Here is a 16,585-nt window from a genome sequence, read left to right on the forward strand (position 1 = left end):
CTCACTGCCGCGCCCCATAGACTTAACCGGTGAGCTTTCCCGTGGTAGGAGTCGTCGGAGGCGGCCAGCTGGCGCGCATGATGCAGCAGGCCGCGATCGGTCTGGGAGTGGAGCTGCGCGTGCTGGCGCAGCGGCCGGACGATCCGGCCGCGCAGGTGACGCCGGGCACCGTGATCGGCGACCACCACGACTTCGAGGCGCTCAAGGCCTTCGCCGCCGGCTGCGACGTGCTCACCTTCGATCATGAGCACGTGCCCACCGACTTCCTGCACGAGCTGGAGGCTGCCGGCGTCGCCGTCCGCCCCGGCCCGGACGCGCTGGTCTACGCCCAGGACAAGGGCTTGATGCGGCAGCGGCTCTCCGAGCTCGGGCTGCCGTGCCCGCAGTGGGCGCTGGTCTCCTCCGACGACGATCTCGCCGACTTCGGCACGACGGTCGGCTTCCCCTATGTCCTGAAGGCCACCCGCGGCGGCTACGACGGCCGCGGGGTGTGGGTGGTCGACGATATGGACGAGGCGCGGGCGGTGCTGGCTGGCGCCGTCGAGCGCGGCGTGAAACTGCTGGCCGAGGCCAAGGTGCCGTTCGTCCGGGAGCTGTCGGCCCAGGTCGCGCGCTCCCCGCACGGCCAGGCGGCCGCCTACCCGGTGGTGGAGTCGCTGCAGATCGACGGGATCTGCCGCGAGGTGTACATGCCGGCGCCGGGGCTGTCCGAGGCCGCCGCGCTGGACGCGCAGCGGATCGCGCTGACCATCGCCAAGGAGCTCGGGGTCACCGGGATGCTCGCGGTGGAGATGTTCGAGACCGCCGACGGCGCCGTGCTGATCAACGAGCTGGCGATGCGGCCGCACAACTCCGGGCACTGGAGCATGGACGGCGCGGTCACCGGCCAGTTCGAGCAGCACCTGCGCGCCGTGCTGGACCTGCCGCTGGGCCAGGTGCGGCCGGTGGCGCCGGTGGTGGTGATGGCCAACGTGCTGGGCCTGGACCTGCCCGAGGTCTACCCGGCGTACAAGCACGTGATGGCGCACGACCCCGGGGTCAAGGTGCACATGTACGGCAAGGCCGTGAAGCCGGGCCGGAAGATCGGGCATGTCAACGTCCTGAGCGTCCAGGGCGGGTCGTTCGAGGACACCGTCGAGCGTGCCCGGCACGCCGCCGCGTACCTGCGAGGAGAGATCGATGAGTGAGCCGGCCACCTCCACCGCCAGCCCCCTGGTCGGGCTGGTGATGGGCTCGGACTCGGACTGGCCGGTGATGAAGCTCGCCGCCGAGGCGCTGGAGGAGTTCGGCATCCCCTACGAGGCGGACGTGGTCTCGGCGCACCGCATGCCGCGCGAGATGATCGCCTACGGCGAGAACGCGGCCGGCCGCGGCCTGAAGGTGATCATCGCCGGCGCCGGCGGCGCGGCGCACCTGCCCGGCATGCTCGCCTCCGTCACCCCGCTGCCGGTGATCGGCGTCCCGGTCCCGCTGAAGTACCTGGACGGCATGGACTCGCTGCTGTCGATCGTGCAGATGCCGGCCGGCGTCCCGGTCGCCACGGTCTCGGTCGGCGGCGCCCGCAACGCCGGCCTGCTGGCCGCCCGCATCCTGGCCGCCCACGACCTGGAACTGCTCGGCGCCATGCGCGCCTTCCAGGACGACCTCAACGCTCAGGCCACGGCCAAGGGTGCAGTTCTGCGGGCCGTTAGGGCAGAGTAGGCCGGACGCATAGCGAGACACACTGGTCTGGTATCCGTTGTCTGTGTTTTTCAGCGGGACCGTGCTCATCGCGGGCGACTTCGGCCGGCCTTAGAGGGGACACTGTGGGTAACACGGGAAACCGCCTCTAAGGCGTGCGCGACGACAATGGGGGAGCAGTTCAGTGGACGCCAACCGACCCGCTCCGGGACCCGGCGGCTACGGCGGCCTCGGCGCCGGCAGCATCGTCTCGAAGAACATCCAGCCGCTGCTGGAGGCCGACCCGCGCCAGATCGGGCCCTACGCGGTGGGCGGGCGCCTGGGTCAGGGCGCGATGGGCAGCGTCTACCTCGGCTTCGCCCCCTCCGGCCAGGCGTTCGCGCTGAAGGTGCTGCGCCAGGACTTCGCCTCCGACCGCGACTTCCGTAAGCGCTTCACCCGCGAGATCGCCGCGGCGCGCGCGGTGCACTCCCCGTTCGTCAACGCCGTCACCGACGCCGACCCGAACGCCGCGACCCCGTGGCTGGCCTCGTACTTCATCCCCGGCCCGCCGCTGAGCTCGGCGGTGCAGCTGGCCGGGCCCTTCGCCCCCCGCTCGGTGGCCCACCTCGGCGTCGGCATCGGCCTGGCCCTGCAGGCCATCCACACCGCGGGCATCGTCCACCGCGACCTGAAGCCGGCCAACGTCCTGGTCGCCTCCGACGGCCCGCGCGTCATCGACTTCGGCATAGCCCGCGCCGTCGACGCCAGCATGCTCACCGCCACCGGCATGCGCCTGGGCACCCCGAGCTTCATGGCGCCGGAACAGGTGGCGGGCAGCGACGTGGACGCCCCGGCGGACGTCTGGGCGGTCGGCGGCATGCTGATCTATGCCGCTACCGGACGGACCCCCTTCGGCGATGGCAACGCGATGGCCATCCTCTACCGCGTCGAGAACCACGACCCGGACCTGCAGGGACTGGAACCGGCTCTGGCGCACATAGCGGGCCGCTGCCTGGCCAAGGACCCCGCCGACCGCCCGACCCCGACCCAGCTCGTCGAGATGTGCCGCGCGGCCCTCAACGGCGGCCTGGCGGGACACCCGGCCCTGCGCGGCTCGGACGTCACCGGCTGGCTGCCGTCGGCGGTCTCCCGCGACCTCGCCGCGCGTGCGGCGGAGCTTTCGAACATCGGGCACGTGGTGCCGGGCCCGGTGGCTGCGGCCGCGCCGGTCGCGCCGCCGTACGCCGGCGGGGACACGGGCACCGGTACCGGTACCGGCACAGGCAGCGCGGGCAGGACCGGCGGCGGCCTCGGCGGATTCTTGCGACGCAAAGGCGGAGGACCGGCCGGCGCCGCTTCCGCGACGGGGGCGCCTCTGAGCGGGCAGCCCAGTGGTCAATACAGTCAGGGGACTGCGATGGGTGGCGGGCAGGGTCAGTACGGTCAGCCGGGCGGCCAGACCGGCGGCGGACAGTACGGACCGCCGCCCGGTTACGAGGGTCAGGACCCGAACGGGACGGGTGGCGGCGGGCAGGGCCAGTACGGCGGGGCTGGTGGGACGGGGCAGATGCCGCCGGCGCAGATGCCGCCCGGCCAGGTGCCGCCTGGGCAAATTCCGCCCGGTCAGATGCCGCCCGGCCAGTATGGGGCGCCCGCTCCGCAGCAGGGTCATCCCGGCCAGTGGGGCCAGCCTCAGCAAGGAAGCTTCGGTGGCCAGCAGCCTGCCGCGCCTGCGTGGGGACCCTCGGGCCCTTCGGGCAGCGACATGCCCACCATCGTCACGCCCCCGAACGCGCCTGCTCCTGCACCGGAACCCCAGGGGCCGGCCTGGCGGGTGGCGACGTCTTCACAGCCGCCGGCGGCCCCGGAGCCGGAACCCGCAGGAGTCGCCGGGCTTCCCGCAGGCTTCACTCCGATCGGGGAAGAGGCCAGGCGACTCGCTGAAGCCGTTGACGGTGCTCCGGGTGGCGGTACCGGGCAGCAGCCGGCAGGGAGCGGTCCTGCCTGGGGGCAGACTCCCGGCTCAGGCTTCGGTCAGCAGCCTGCGAGCGGTGCTTCGGGTTGGGGGCAGCCTGCGCCTTCTGACGCTCCTGCTTGGGGCCAGCCCCCAGCTGCTTCTTCTCAGCCGGCCGCTTCCGATGCTCCGGCTTGGGGCCAGCCTGCCGCTGCTTCTCCGCAGCCCGCTGCCTTCACGCCCGACTCTTCCGCAGCCCCCGACGTCGATGCGGCCTTCGGCGCGCCCAAGCCCGCCAACTCGGCCATCCCCCAGATCGCGGAGCCGACCTTCGCGACCAACTTCAATATCCCGGCGGTCACCCCGCAACCTGAGGCCGGCGCCGAATCCGGGCCCGCCCGGTCGGGTATCGGCGTGCCTTCCATCGCCGAGCCGACGTTCGCGACCAACTTCAACATCCCGGCGGTCACCCCGCAACCTGAGGCCGGCGCCGAATCCGGGCCCGCCCGGTCGGGTATCGGCGTGCCTTCCATCGCCGAGCCGACGTTCGCGACCAACTTCAACATCCCGGCGGTCACCCCGCAGCCCGAGCCCGCCGCCGATCGCGCCGAGCAGCCGCAGGCCGCGCCGTCGGCCCCGACCTCGGCCCCGGTACCCGCGCCCTCGTTCGGGATCCCGCAGATCGCCGAGCCGACGTTCGCGACCAACTTCAACATCCCGGCCGTCACCCCCACGCCCGAGCCCGCCGACTCCGCCGCTGCCGCCGACGCCCCCGCGTCCCAGGCCGCGCCGTCGGCCCCGGCGCCGGCTCCCGCGCCGTCGTTCGCGATCCCGCAGATCGCCGAACCCACGTTCGCCACCAACTTCAACATGCCCGCCGTGACCCCGCAGTCCAGTGCCGCGGATTCCGACGCGCCCGAAGCCTCGGCACCCGCGGCACCGTTCGGCGGGGTCAGCGTCCCGCAGATCGCCGAGCCGACCTTCGCGACCAACTTCAACATCCCCGCGGTCTCCGCCGCCGGCCCGAACGCGGACGCCGACTCGGCCACCGACGCGCCCTCGGCCCGTACCGGCCCTCCCGCGGTCAGCGTCCCCTCCATCGCTGAACCCTCCTGGGCCACCGGCTTCATGCCCGCGGTCACCCCCGAAGCCCCGGCCCAGGACCCGATCCCGGACGAGCCGGACCCGGCCCCCAAGCCGGTGACCCACGCCCCGCCGATCCCGCCGCACCTCCAGCAGCCGATGACGCCGCCCAAGGGCTTCGGCGCCCCGTCAAGCACATCGAGCTCGCAGCAGCAGCCGACGCCGCAGCCTCAGCAGCAGGGCTTGCCCTTCCAGCAGCAGGCCCCGGCTCAGCAGCCCTTCGCGCCATCTCAGCCCTCGACGCCCCAGCCGCCGTTCGCCCCGCCCCAGGCACAGGCGCAGCAGCAGGGCCAAGGTCAGCAGCAGCAGCCCTACGCCGCCGGCGGCTACGCTCCCCAGCCCCAGCCCCAGCCCCAGCCCCCGTACGCCCAGCAGCAGCCCCCGGCGCCCCAGCCCCAGCACGGCTACCAGCAGCAACCGCCGCAGCCCTACCAGCAGCAACCTGCGCAGGGGTACCAGCAGCAGCCGCCGCAGGCTTACCAGCAGCCGTACCAGCCGCAGCCTCAGCAGCAGGGCCAGCAGCAGGGCCAGTACCCCCAGCCGCAGTTCGGCTACCAGCAGCAGCCCCCAGCGCCGCCGCAGCAGCAGCACGCGGCCTACCAGCAGCAGCCCCCGGCCCCGCCGCAGCACGCCGCCCCGCCGCAGCAGCACGCGGCCTATCAGCAGCAGCCGCCCCAGCACTCCACTCCGAGCCCCAACGCCAACCCCAACCAACCCACCACCCCCCGCCCGGACCACAACCCCCAAGCCGGCGGCCTCACCATCGTCCCCCTCCCGCCCTCGATGGAGTCCCCGTACGGCGTCCCCGAACGCCCCCACGGCCCCGGCCCGACCCTCCTCGACACCGACACCGCCAAGGGCTGGTCCTCCTGGTCCAGCAGCAAGCGCATCATCGTCCTCGCCGTCGTGGGCATCGTGGTCGTCGGCGGCATCGTCGCGGGGATCCTCGCCATGTCCGGCGGCGGCTCCTCCAAGTCCGGCGCCTCCACCCCCGGCTCGCCCGTCGTCGGCAACACCGCCCAGACCAGCGGCTCCAGCAGCTTCGCCGCCGCCGGCCAGGACCCCCACTGGCTGTTCGAGGCGGCGAACGCCTGATCCACGCGCGGTCTGGAGGTCCGTCCAGCGGTCCACTGGACGGCGCCGTGCTCAACGCGACCCGGCCGGACCACTAACCTGTCAGTCATGACAGGGCATGGACCGGCCGTCGCAGCGGTCGGAAACACGGCGGGCACGGGGAGTAGCGGGACATACTTCAGCGCCTACTCCGTGGTCGGAATCCTCCTGCTCCTGGGAGTGGCGTTCGTGGCGACCGCTTTTGGCGCCAACCGCTTGCTGCGTCCCCACGCACCGAGCCCGGAGAAGCTCCTCACCTACGAATGCGGCGTGGACCCCGTCGGCGAGGGGTGGGCCCACACGCAGGTCCGTTATTACGTATATGCGTTCCTCTACGCCATCTTCGCCGTAGACGCCGTATATCTGTTCCCCTGGGCGACCATCTTCGCGGCGCCCGGCTTCAAGGGCACGACGCTCGTGGAGATGTTCGTCTTCCTCGGCTTCCTTGCGGTCGGCCTGCTGTACGCCTACAAGAAGGGTGTGCTGGCATGGCTGTAGACCTCCCCGTCCCGCGCGTCGGAGCGCCTGTGCAGTCCTCCGCACAGGGAACAGGTACGGGAGCCGCTTTAGGGCTCCTCAACAGTGCCGCTCCCCAGCCGATGCGCGTCGTCCTCAACTGGGGACGCCGTTACTCCCTCTGGGTCTTCAACTTCGGTCTGGCCTGCTGCGCGATCGAGTTCATCGCGACCTCCATGGCCCGCCACGACTTCATCCGTCTGGGCGTCATCCCCTTCGCGCCGGGGCCCCGTCAGGCGGACCTGATGGTCGTCTCCGGCACGGTCTCGGACAAGATGGCCCCGGCCGTGAAGCGTTTGTATGACCAGATGCCCGAGCCCAAGTACGTGATCTCCTTCGGCTCCTGCTCCAACTGCGGGGGCCCGTACTGGGACTCGTATTGTGTTACCAAGGGTGTCGACCAGGTCATCCCGGTGGACGTCTACGTGCCGGGCTGCCCGCCGCGTCCTGAAGCTCTGCTTCAAGGAATCATTAAGCTGCAGGAAAAGATCGCGGGGGAGGACCTCCGGTCTCGCTATAGCGGACGCGATCCTCGGCACCCTCCGCGGCTCCCCTTTATGCGTCGCTCGCCTAAGCATCTCTCCAAGGGGTCCGCGTCCGGGTCCCAGTACGGGTCCGGGTCCGCGTCCGCAGAGTCGACCGACAACAAGGCCTCCTCCCAGACCATCGCGGACATCCTCGCGACGGCCCAGGCGCCGGTCTCGCTTCTTCCCCCGCGCGAGGACGCCTCGACGATCCTCCTCCCGGTCGTGGAGACGCCGAAGCCGCCGAAGCTCTTTTACCGCCGCTACCCGAAGGAGCTGCGGCGCTCCCGCGACATCGGCCTCAACATCCTCAACCAGAAGCCGGACGCCGACGATGACTGAGACCGAGACCTGGGACGACGTCCAGGAGACCTTCGGCGAGCGGACCGTCACCGTCGCCTCCGGCGACTGGCTGGCCACGCTTGAGCGGACCCACGGACTGGGCTACACGTTCTTCGACTGGCTGACCGCGGTCGACGAGCAGGACGCGGGCTTCGACGTCTTCGCGCACGTCGCCAAGGTCGAGGGCGACGAGCGTGCGACCCGCCTGCTGATTCGGACCCGCATCCCGAAGAACAAGCCCGAGCTGCCCTCGGCCGTGCACGTCTACCGGGGTGCGAACTGGCACGAGCGCGAGACGTTCGAGATGTTCGGCATCACGTTCACCAACCACCCGAACCTGATCCCGCTGCTCCTGCCCGACGGCTTCGACGGGCATCCGCTGCGCAAGGACTTCGTACTGGCCGCGCGGGTCGCCAAGGAGTGGCCGGGCGTCAAGGAGCCGGGGGAGGGCGGGCCTTCGCACGCCGCCCCCGCCGGGCGCGCGACGCGCCGCCGGATGGTGCCTCCGGGCGTCCCGGACGGCTGGCTGAAGCCGCTGCCGGAGGACGAGGCTCACGGGTCCGAGGGGTCCGAGGGGTCCGACAGGTCCGATGCCTCTCCGGCCGAGGGACAGGAAGGCGGAGCATGACCGTCACGGACGCCGTCGTCCGGCTGGCCGTCATCCTGGGGTTCTTCCTGGTCGTGCCGCTGGTGGTGGGCCAGATGGAGCACAAAGTCATGGCGCACATGCAGTCCCGCGTGGGGCCGATGTACGCCGGGGCCTTCCACGGCTGGGCGCAGCTGGTCGCGGACGGTGTGAAGTTCGCGCAGAAGGAGGACGTGGTCCCGGCCGCCGCCGACCGCCGCGTGTTCCAGCTGGCGCCGGCCGTCGCGCTGATCCCGTACCTGGTGGTGCTGGTGACGATCCCGATCGGGCCGGGCACGCAGGTCGGGCGGAACCTGGACGCCGGGCTGTTCTTCGTCCTGGCGGTGATGGGCGTCGGCGTGCTGGGCTCGCTGATGGCCGGCTGGGCCAGCGCCAACAAGTACTCGCTGCTCGGCGGCATCCGCAGCGCGGCGCAGCTGATGGCGTACGAGCTGCCGATGATCCTGGCCGCGTCCTCGGTGGCGATGGCCGCCGGCACGCTGTCGCTGACCGGCATCGCCGAGGCCTGGCACTGGTACTGGATCCCGTGGCAGCTGATGGGCCTGTTCGTGTTCTTCGTCTCGGGCCTGGCCGAACTCCAGCGGCCGCCGTTCGACATGCCGGTGGCCGACTCCGAGATCATCTTCGGCGCCTACACCGAGTACACCGGCATCCGCTTCGCCCTGTTCCTGCTGGCCGAGTACGGCGGCATCGTGGTCCTGTCCCTGCTGACCACGGTGCTGTACCTCGGCGGCTGGAAGGGCCCGTTCTACTTCGGCCTGGGGGCGGCCGGCTTCGGCTGGTTCTGGACCCTGGCCAAGACCCTGGTGCTGGCCTTCCTGGTGATCTGGCTCCGCGTGAGCTACCCCCGCCTGCGCGAGGACCAGCTGCAGAAACTGGCGTGGACGACCCTGATCCCGCTGGCGTTGGCGCAGATCGCGCTGACCGGAATCCTGAAGGTGGCCTGATGGCTGCGGACAAGACGGGCCCCGACAAGACGGGCGCCGACAAGCGCGGCCTGCCCGGCGCCGGCCTGGCCAAGGGCCTGGCCACGACCCTGAAGACGATGACCCGCCGCTCCGTCACGGCGCAGTACCCGGACGTGAAGCCGGAACTCCCCCCGCGCACCCGCGGCGTCATCGCCCTGCTGGAGGAGAACTGCACCTCCTGCATGCTCTGCGCCCGCGAATGCCCCGACTGGTGCATCTACATCGACTCCCACAAGGAAGTCGTCCCCGCCACCGAACCGGGCCAGCGCGACCGCACCCGCAACGTCCTCGACCGCTTCGCGATCGACTACAGCCTGTGCATGTACTGCGGCATCTGCATCGAAGTCTGCCCCTTCGACGCCCTCTTCTGGTCCCCCGAATTCGAATACGCCGAATTCGACATCGTCGACCTCCTCCACGAAAAGGACCGCCTCCGCGACTGGATGTGGACGGTCCCCCCGCCACCCCCGCCCGCCGCGAACGCCGAACCCCCGAAGGAGATCGCCGCCGCCCAGAAGGCGGTCGAGAAGCAGGCCGCCGCCGACGCCAAGGCGGCGGCGGACCGCGCGACGGTGGCGGAAAAGCCCGCTCCCGCGAAGCCGGCTCCCGCGAAGGCCGCACCCCCGAAGCCCGCCCCGCGCGCGCCGGAGGCCGACACGACGGAGATCCCGAAGATCACGGGCCCCGCCGCACCGGCGGACCGCGACACGTTGAAGGACACCGCGGAGCTGCCGGTGGTCGAGTCGCCGCAGTCTGGGACACAGCCGCTGCCTCGTCCTGAGGCGGCGACGCAGCCGTTGCCCCGGCCCGAGGCTGCGACCCAGCCGCTGCCCCGCCCGGAGGATGTGGCCGAGTCGCTGTCGGCCGGGCTGATCGCGGAGATCGCGGCCGCGGAGGCTGCGGGCAAGCCGGCGGCGGAGCCTGAGCCGGTCGCTGAAGCCGAGCCTGCTGCCGAAGCTGAGCCGGAACCTGCCGTCGAGCCTGCTGCTGAGGCCGAGGCGGAACCTGCCGTCGAGCCTGCTGCGACTGCCGAGCCTGTTGCCGAGGCCAAGCCGGAACCTGCCGCTGAGCCTGCTGCAACTGCCGAGCCCGCTGCTGAGGCCGAGCCGCAACCCGTCGCCGAAGCAGCCCCCGGCGAGCCCGAGGCCCCAGCCCCGACTCCGGCCGAGCCGGCAGCCGAAGCCAAGCCAGCCCCCACCCGTGCCCGCAAGACCGCGGCATCCAAAAAGGCCGCCGCTCCCAAGACCACCGCCGCCAAGAAGTCCGCGGCATCGAAGACCGCCGCCTCCAAGTCCCCGGCCCAAAAGGCGACCCGCCCTCGCAAGACCGCGGCGGCTCCCGACACCGCAGCCGAAACCCCCACTACCCCCGAGTCGCCCGAAACCCCCGAGTCGCCCAAGCCCAAGCGCCCCCGCAAAACCGCCGCCCCCTCCGAGCCGCCGGCCGAGCCCGACTCGGGCGACGGTGCCTCCGGCCCCGACTCGCCGGAGGCCGCCGGATGACCGCCACGCGGGCGATCGGGTCCACCACCGGGGTCGAGATCACCTTCATCCTGGTCGGGTTGCTGACCTTCGGTGCCGCCGTGCTGACCGTGACCGTGCGCAACCTCGTGCACGCCGCGCTCTGGCTCGTTGTGGCGCTCGGGGGGCTTGCCGGCTGCTATCTGCTGCTCGCCGCCGAGTTCGTGGCGTGGGTGCAGGTGCTCATCTATGTCGGTGCGGTGGCCGTGCTGTTGTTGTTCGGGCTGATGTTGACGCGGGCGCCGATCGGGCGGACCACCGAGCTGGATTCCGGCAATCGGTGGGCCGCGGCGGTGGTGGGGCTCGCGACGGCCGGGGTGCTGGTCAGTGTCGTCGGTGATGCGGTGCGGACCATGTGGTTCGATCCGCGGCAGGCGGTCGTCAACGGGACTGCCAAGGCCGTCGGGTCCAGCCTGTTCCGCTACTGGGTGCTGCCCTTCGAGCTGCTGTCCGTGCTCCTGCTCGCGGCGCTGGTCGGGGCGATCGTGCTGTCCCGGCGCGATGTGTCCGCGGACGCCGAGGGCTACGCCGATGCTGTTGCCGACTCCGGCGCCGATACCGTGACGGAGGCCGAAGCCTGACATGCACGCCATCTACCCCCTCACCCTCGCCGCCCTCCTCTTCGCGGTCGGCGTCTACGGCGTCCTGGCCCGCCGCAACGCGGTGGCCGTCCTCATGGCGATCGAGCTCCTGCTCAACGCCGTCAACCTCAACCTCGTCACCTTCTCCAGCCTCCTGCGCGACCAGTACGGCATGGGCCAGGTCTTCACCATCTTCCTGATCACCGTCGCCGCCGCCGAGACCGGCCTGGGCCTGGCGATCGTCCTGCTGCTGTACCGCAACCGCGGTACCGCGGCCATCGACGACGCCCGCGAACTCGGCGAGGACGGCGCGCTGGGCATGCGCCGGATCCCGCAGCAGGCGGACGGCGCAGGTGCAGCGCGGGGCGCCGGCGCCGGCCCCACCTCCGCCCCGAAGGCGGTGACCAAATGAGTATCAGCACCCTGGCTCTCTGGATCCCGATCCTCCCCCTGCTCTCCGCCGCGGCCCTCGCGGCGGTCTCGCTGTCCGGCCGCGCCCGCGCGGCGGTCCCGGCCCTGGCGGTCCTCCCGATCGCCGCCGCGGCCGTCCTCACCTTCGTGGTCCTGTTCGGCCACGGCACTTCCGCCGCCACCGAGTCCCAGGTCCGCTACGCCGCGACCGGCGGCCCCGAGATCTGGCTCGGCGCCCGCGTCGACGGCCTGGCCGCGCTGATCGCGGTCCTGGTCGGTGTGGTGGCCACCGCGGTCCAGCTCTACTCGGTCAGCTACATGGCCCACGAGGAGCGCTACACCTCCTACTCCGCCCTCATCTCGCTGTTCACCGGCGCGATGCTGGTCGTCGTCTACTCCACCGACCTGATGGTCCTGCTCGTCGGCTGGGAGGTCATGGGCGCCTGCTCCTACTTCCTCATCGGCCACCACTGGGAGCGTCCCGAGGCCCGCAGCGCCAGCATCAAGGCGTTCCTGGTCACCAAGTTCGGCGACGCCCCCTTCCTGCTGGGCATCCTGTTCCTGGCGCACGGCGCGGGCTCGTTCCGCATCCAGCCGATCCTTCAGCACGCGATCCAGCAGGGCGGCCACGGCTACACCGCCGCCGGTGCGATCCTGCTGATCGGCGGCGTGATGGGCAAGAGTGCGCAGCTCCCGCTGCAGACCTGGCTCCCGGACGCGATGGCCGGCCCGACCCCCATCAGTGCCCTGATCCACGCGGCCACCATGGTCGCCGCCGGCGTCTACGTCGTGGCGCGCCTGTACCCGGTGTTCCTGGTGACGCCGGCCGCGTTGTGGATCCTCGCCATCACCGCGGCGATCACCGCCGTGAGCGCCGCGGTGTCCGCGTTCGCCCAACGCGACCTCAAGCGCATCCTGGCCTACTCCACCGTCAGCCAGCTGGCGCTGATGGTCGGGGCGCTGGCGGCCGGCGGCCGGGACGCGGCCGTGTTCCACCTGATGTCCCACGGCGCGTTCAAGGCCTTGCTGTTCCTCGGCGCCGGCGTGATCATCCACAAGGCCGGCACCGGCGACGTGGACGAGCTCAACACCCAGGATCTGCGCCGCAAACTGCCGCTCACGTGCCTCACCATGACGATCGGCCTCGCCGCCCTGGCCGGCGTCCCGCCCTTCTCAGGGTTCTTCTCCAAGGAGTCGATCGCGGGCGTGGCCTACGAAACGGCGACGCACAGCGGCCCGACAAAGTCGCTCCTGGGCATCACCCCGGCCGCGGGCATCGGCTGGCTGGTCTTCGCCGCGACGCTGCTGACCGGCTTCCTCACCGCCGCCTATGCCACGCGCACCTGGTGGATGCTCTTCGGCCCGCTGGAGCGCGGCTGGTTCCGTTCGGCGGTGGAGATCACGCAGCGCCAGCCGAAGACGCCGAAGACGCCGAAGGCCCCGGAGCCGGCCGGCGAGGCCGAGACCCCGACGGCCGCGGAGGTCGCCGCGGCCAGCGAGTGGGCGCTGGAAGCCCTCGTCGCGGAGTCGATGCGCGAGGAGACCGAGGCCGCGGAAAAGGCGGCGGCGAAAGCGAGAACCGGTCCCGAGGCTCCCCGCGCCGAGCTTCTCCCGCTGGTCGTGCTCGCCGCGGTCACCACGGTGTTCGGCTTCGTCGGCCTTAACCTCGGCTGGTTCCCGTCCTGGCTCGGCGACGCGAACGGCGGCGCCTACCGCCCCTCGGCGGCCAGCGCCGGCAAGCTCATCCAGCCCGCCGACGCCTACCACCTGGCCCCCGCGCTGGTGTCGACGATCCTGGCGGTGGCCGCCCTGGCGCTCGGCGTCGTCCTGGTCCTGGCCGCCGTCCGCGCGAAACCGGGCACGGACCCGAACCACGTCCTGGGTTTCCTGCGCAAGCCCGCCTTCCTGGGCTTCCGCGCCGACGACCTCCAGGACGCGATCGTGGTCCGTCCGGTGCAGGCCGCCGCCGACGCGGTCGGCTTCCTGGACACCGAGGTCGTGGACGGCTACGTCCGGGGGAGCGGCGCCGCCGCCCGGCTGCTCGGCGAGGGTCTGCGCCGGCTCCAGACCGGCAACGTCCAGCTCTACCTGACCGGGGTGCTGACCGGAGTCGTCGTCATCGCCGCCGCCCTCGGATTCGGAAGGTAGGGAAAGCGATGAACGCCCTTCTGCTGGCGATGCTGCTCGTCCCGCTGGCCGGTATCGCAGCGCTCTACCTTCTACCGAAGGCCGTCGCCGAACGAGCCGCGACTCGCCTGGGGTTCTACGCCGGCGGCGCGGTCCTGGTACTCGCCGCCGCGCTGGCCTGTGTCTTCAACTATTCGAAGACCGGATACCAGGGGACCGTCGACTGGAACTGGATCCCCGCGCTGCACGTCCGGTTCCACCTCGGTATCGACGGCATCTCGTTGCCGTTGGTCCTGCTCACCGCGCTGCTGTCGGCCCTGTGCTTCTTCTACTCGATCCGGCACATGCCCGACGGTGGAAGTCAGAGGTCTTACGTCGCCCTGCTGCTGCTCCTCGAGATCGGCATGCTGGGGACGTTCCTGGCCGTGGACCTGATCCTGTTCTTCGTCTTCTTCGAGATCGTCCTGATGCCGATGTGGGCGCTGATCGCCTACTGGGGCGGCGACGGGGCGAAGGCGGCGGCGAACAAGTTCATCCTGTACACGCTGCTCGGCTCCGCGGTGATGGTCGTCGGGTTCCTGGTCGTCTTCGCCTACGCGGACAGCTTCGACATCGCCTGGCTCACCGCCCACGCCCGGAGCGACGTGCCCAAGGGCGCCGCCCTGACCGCCTTCGCGCTGATCGCGCTCGGGTTCGCGGTGAAGACGCCGATGTTCCCGCTGCACACCTGGCTTCCCGACGCCCACACGGCCGCGCCGACCACCGGATCCGTGCTGCTGGCCGGGGTCCTGCTGAAGATGGGCACGTACGGCTTCATCCGCATCGCGGTGCCGATCCTGCCGCAGGCCGCGCCGACATACGCACCGGCGCTGGCGGCGTTCGGCGTCGTGGGCATCATCTACGGGTCGCTGGCGTGCCTGTCGATCGCGCGCAAGCCTGACGGGGACCTGAAGCGGCTCATCGCGTACTCCTCGATCGGCCACATGGGCTTCGTGCTGCTCGCGATCGGCTCGCTGACCCCCGTCGGGATGAACGCGGCGCTGTTCGCCTCGGTGGCCCACGGTCTGATCACCGGGCTGCTGTTCTTCCTGGTCGGCGGGCTCAAGGTGCGGGTGCACTCGGCGAAGCTCGACGACATCGGGCGGGCGCTGTACCGGCGGGCCCCGAGGTACGGCGTGCTGATCGCCTTCGCGGCCATGGCCTCGCTGGGGCTGCCGGGGCTCGCCGGGTTCTGGGGCGAGGTGCTCGCGCTGTTCTCGGCGACCAAGCCGGGGTCCGGGTTGCGGCAGGGTTCTTACATCGCGATGGCCTCGATCGCGGCGCTCGGGCTCGTGTTGACCGCGACCTATCTGCTGGCCGTGGTGCGGCGGGTGTGCATGGGCCCGGCCGCGACGCCGAGCGAGGAGCCGGTGACCGAGCTGACCGCGGTGGAGACCGCGACGTGGTCGCCGCTGGTTCTGCTGACGCTGCTCGCGGGGCTGTGGCCGGCGTTGCTGTTGGGCGTCACCAATCCGGCTGTCCAAGTCCTGATGAAGGGAGTCTGACGTGACGATCTCCTCCCTCGTCCAAAACGTCTCGTACGCCCAGATCGCCGCGCCGCTGATCGTCGCGGCCGGGGCCGTGGCGGTCCTGGTGGCGGAGGTCTTCCTGCCGCCGAGGCGCAAGCAGCTGGTGTCGTGGCTGTCGCTGCTGGTGCTGGCCGGGGCCGCGGCGCCGGACATCGCTTTGTGGCCGGGGCGGACGGTCGGGACGTTCTGCATGCCGCAGAGCGCCGCCAGTCTCTACTCGCTCGGGATGGGCGAGCCGCGCACGCTGCCGAGTACGTGCTCTTATGTCGCGGACCGGTTCACGCTGATCTTCCAGTTCATCGCGCTGGCCGGGGCGTTCGTCGTGGTCCTGATGTCCGCCGGATCGATGAAGCGGGACCGGATCCCGACGGGGGAGTACCACTTCCTGCTGTTGTCCTCGGTGGCCGGGGCGCTGGTCCTCGCGGCGTCGCGGGACCTGATCACGCTGACCGTCGCGCTGGAGACCGTGTCCCTGCCGGCGTTCGCGCTCGTCGGGTTGAAGCGCTGGAGCGGAAGGTCCTCCGAGGCGGCGCTGAAGTTCTTCCTGGTGTCGGTGGCCTCGACGGCGGTGATGCTGTTCGGGATCAGCCTGGTCTACGGGGCCACCGGGAACGTGCACTTCGGGCCGGTCGCCCTGCACCTGCACGCGCTGGCCGCATCGTCCAACGGGCCGATCCGGCACCTGGCCTACCTCGGTGTCGGGATGACGCTGGTCGGCTTCGGGTTCAAGGTGTCGGCGGTGCCGTTCCATTTCTGGACGCCGGACACCTATGCCGGCGCGCCGGTCCCGATCGCGGCGTACCTGTCGGTGGTGTCGAAGGCGGCGGGCTTCGCAGGGCTGATCCTGTTGACCGGCACGGCTTTCAGCCCCCTGCTGGACAAGACCGGCCCGCTGCTCGCGGTGCTGGCCGCGCTGACCATGTCGCTGGGCAACCTGGTGGCGCTGCGGCAGCGGGACGCGGTGCGGCTGCTGGCGTGGTCCACGATCGGCCAGGCCGGCTACATCCTGGTGCCGCTCGCCGCGCACGACCCGGTGTCGTACGCGAAGCACGTCAACGCCTCGATCGCGTACATCATCATGTACGCCGCGATGAACCTCGGTGCGTTCGCCGTGGTGCACTCGGTGCACGACACCAGCCTGGAGGCGTACCGCGGCCTGGCCAAGACGCGGCCGCTGGCCTCCGCCGCGCTGGCGTTCTTCCTGCTCTGCCTCGCCGGGCTCCCCCCGGGCCTGATGGGGCTGTTCGCGAAGGTCGCCGTCTTCGGCGCCGCGGCCGGCTCGCACCTGGTCTGGCTCGCGGTGGTGATGGCGGTGAACGTGGTGATCGCGCTGTACTACTACCTGAGCTGGACCGCGAGCCTGTTCGCCGCGCCCGGCGAGGCCACGGCCTCGGTCGGGCGCTCGCCGGCGACGCTGCGGTTCGCGATCGGGATCACGGTGGTGGCGGCGGTGCTGTTCTCGGTGTGGCCGCAGTCGGCGCTGGGAGCGTTCTGAACTCAAGGTTCTGCG

11 protein-coding genes and 2 pseudogenes are annotated in these 16,585 nt (G+C 71.3%); all 13 read left to right on the forward strand.

Annotated features, from left to right (window positions below; translation table 11 throughout):
• The first annotated feature begins 29 nt into the window (after positions 1-29).
• The 13 genes and pseudogenes from ABH926_RS47820 to ABH926_RS47880 all read left to right on the forward strand — a co-directional run bounded on the left by ABH926_RS47820 (position 30) and on the right by ABH926_RS47880 (position 16,570).
• On the forward strand, positions 30-1,187 hold the full coding sequence (locus ABH926_RS47820; RefSeq protein ID WP_370374055.1) for a 5-(carboxyamino)imidazole ribonucleotide synthase: 1,158 nt from the start codon (positions 30-32) through the stop codon (positions 1,185-1,187).
• A complete protein-coding gene (gene purE / locus ABH926_RS47825; RefSeq protein WP_370374056.1) occupies positions 1,180-1,701 on the forward strand; it encodes a 5-(carboxyamino)imidazole ribonucleotide mutase in 522 nt (173 codons plus the stop codon). The genes ABH926_RS47820 and purE overlap by 8 nt, the downstream gene beginning before the upstream one ends.
• A 163-nt stretch (positions 1,702-1,864) precedes the next feature.
• Positions 1,865-5,854 carry a protein kinase gene (locus ABH926_RS47830; protein ID WP_370374058.1) on the forward strand — a complete coding sequence of 1,330 codons (3,990 nt, stop codon included), beginning with the start codon at positions 1,865-1,867 and terminating at the stop codon, positions 5,852-5,854.
• Between the two features lie 87 nt (positions 5,855-5,941).
• Entirely contained in the window at positions 5,942-6,370 is a 429-nt protein-coding gene (locus ABH926_RS47835) for an NADH-quinone oxidoreductase subunit A (protein WP_370374059.1), read from the forward strand.
• Positions 6,361-6,915, forward strand: a pseudogene (locus ABH926_RS47840) (NADH-quinone oxidoreductase subunit B); the annotation flags it as partial. The gene ABH926_RS47835 and the pseudogene ABH926_RS47840, both read left to right, overlap by 10 nt.
• 331 nt (positions 6,916-7,246) lie before the next feature.
• Complete coding sequence (locus ABH926_RS47845) at positions 7,247-7,882, forward strand: NADH-quinone oxidoreductase subunit C (RefSeq protein ID WP_370374060.1); 636 nt, start codon at positions 7,247-7,249, stop codon at positions 7,880-7,882.
• Entirely contained in the window at positions 7,879-8,847 is a 969-nt protein-coding gene (locus ABH926_RS47850) for an NADH-quinone oxidoreductase subunit H (RefSeq protein WP_370374061.1), read from the forward strand. Before ABH926_RS47845 ends, ABH926_RS47850 begins: the two co-directional genes overlap by 4 nt.
• Positions 8,847-9,524 (forward strand): annotated as a pseudogene (locus ABH926_RS47855) (NADH-quinone oxidoreductase subunit I); the annotation flags it as partial. The gene ABH926_RS47850 and the pseudogene ABH926_RS47855, both read left to right, overlap by 1 nt.
• Before the next feature lie 842 nt (positions 9,525-10,366).
• Positions 10,367-10,969 (forward strand): NADH-quinone oxidoreductase subunit J, encoded by a 603-nt coding sequence (locus ABH926_RS47860; RefSeq protein ID WP_370374062.1) that lies wholly within the window; start codon positions 10,367-10,369, stop codon positions 10,967-10,969.
• 1 nt (position 10,970) lies between these two features.
• A complete protein-coding gene (gene nuoK / locus ABH926_RS47865; protein ID WP_370374063.1) occupies positions 10,971-11,381 on the forward strand; it encodes an NADH-quinone oxidoreductase subunit NuoK in 411 nt (136 codons plus the stop codon).
• On the forward strand, positions 11,378-13,528 hold the full coding sequence (locus tag ABH926_RS47870; RefSeq protein ID WP_370374064.1) for an NADH-quinone oxidoreductase subunit L: 2,151 nt from the start codon (positions 11,378-11,380) through the stop codon (positions 13,526-13,528). The genes nuoK and ABH926_RS47870 overlap by 4 nt, the downstream gene beginning before the upstream one ends.
• 8 nt (positions 13,529-13,536) lie before the next feature.
• On the forward strand, positions 13,537-15,051 hold the full coding sequence (locus ABH926_RS47875) for a NuoM family protein (RefSeq protein ID WP_370374065.1): 1,515 nt from the start codon (positions 13,537-13,539) through the stop codon (positions 15,049-15,051).
• A gap of 1 nt (position 15,052) precedes the next feature.
• Positions 15,053-16,570 carry an NADH-quinone oxidoreductase subunit N gene (locus ABH926_RS47880; protein WP_370374066.1) on the forward strand — a complete coding sequence of 506 codons (1,518 nt, stop codon included), beginning with the start codon at positions 15,053-15,055 and terminating at the stop codon, positions 16,568-16,570.
• Positions 16,571-16,585: the final 15 nt, after the last annotated feature.

This window comes from Catenulispora sp. GP43, assembly GCF_041260665.1.
GTDB lineage: Bacteria > Actinomycetota > Actinomycetes > Streptomycetales > Catenulisporaceae > Catenulispora.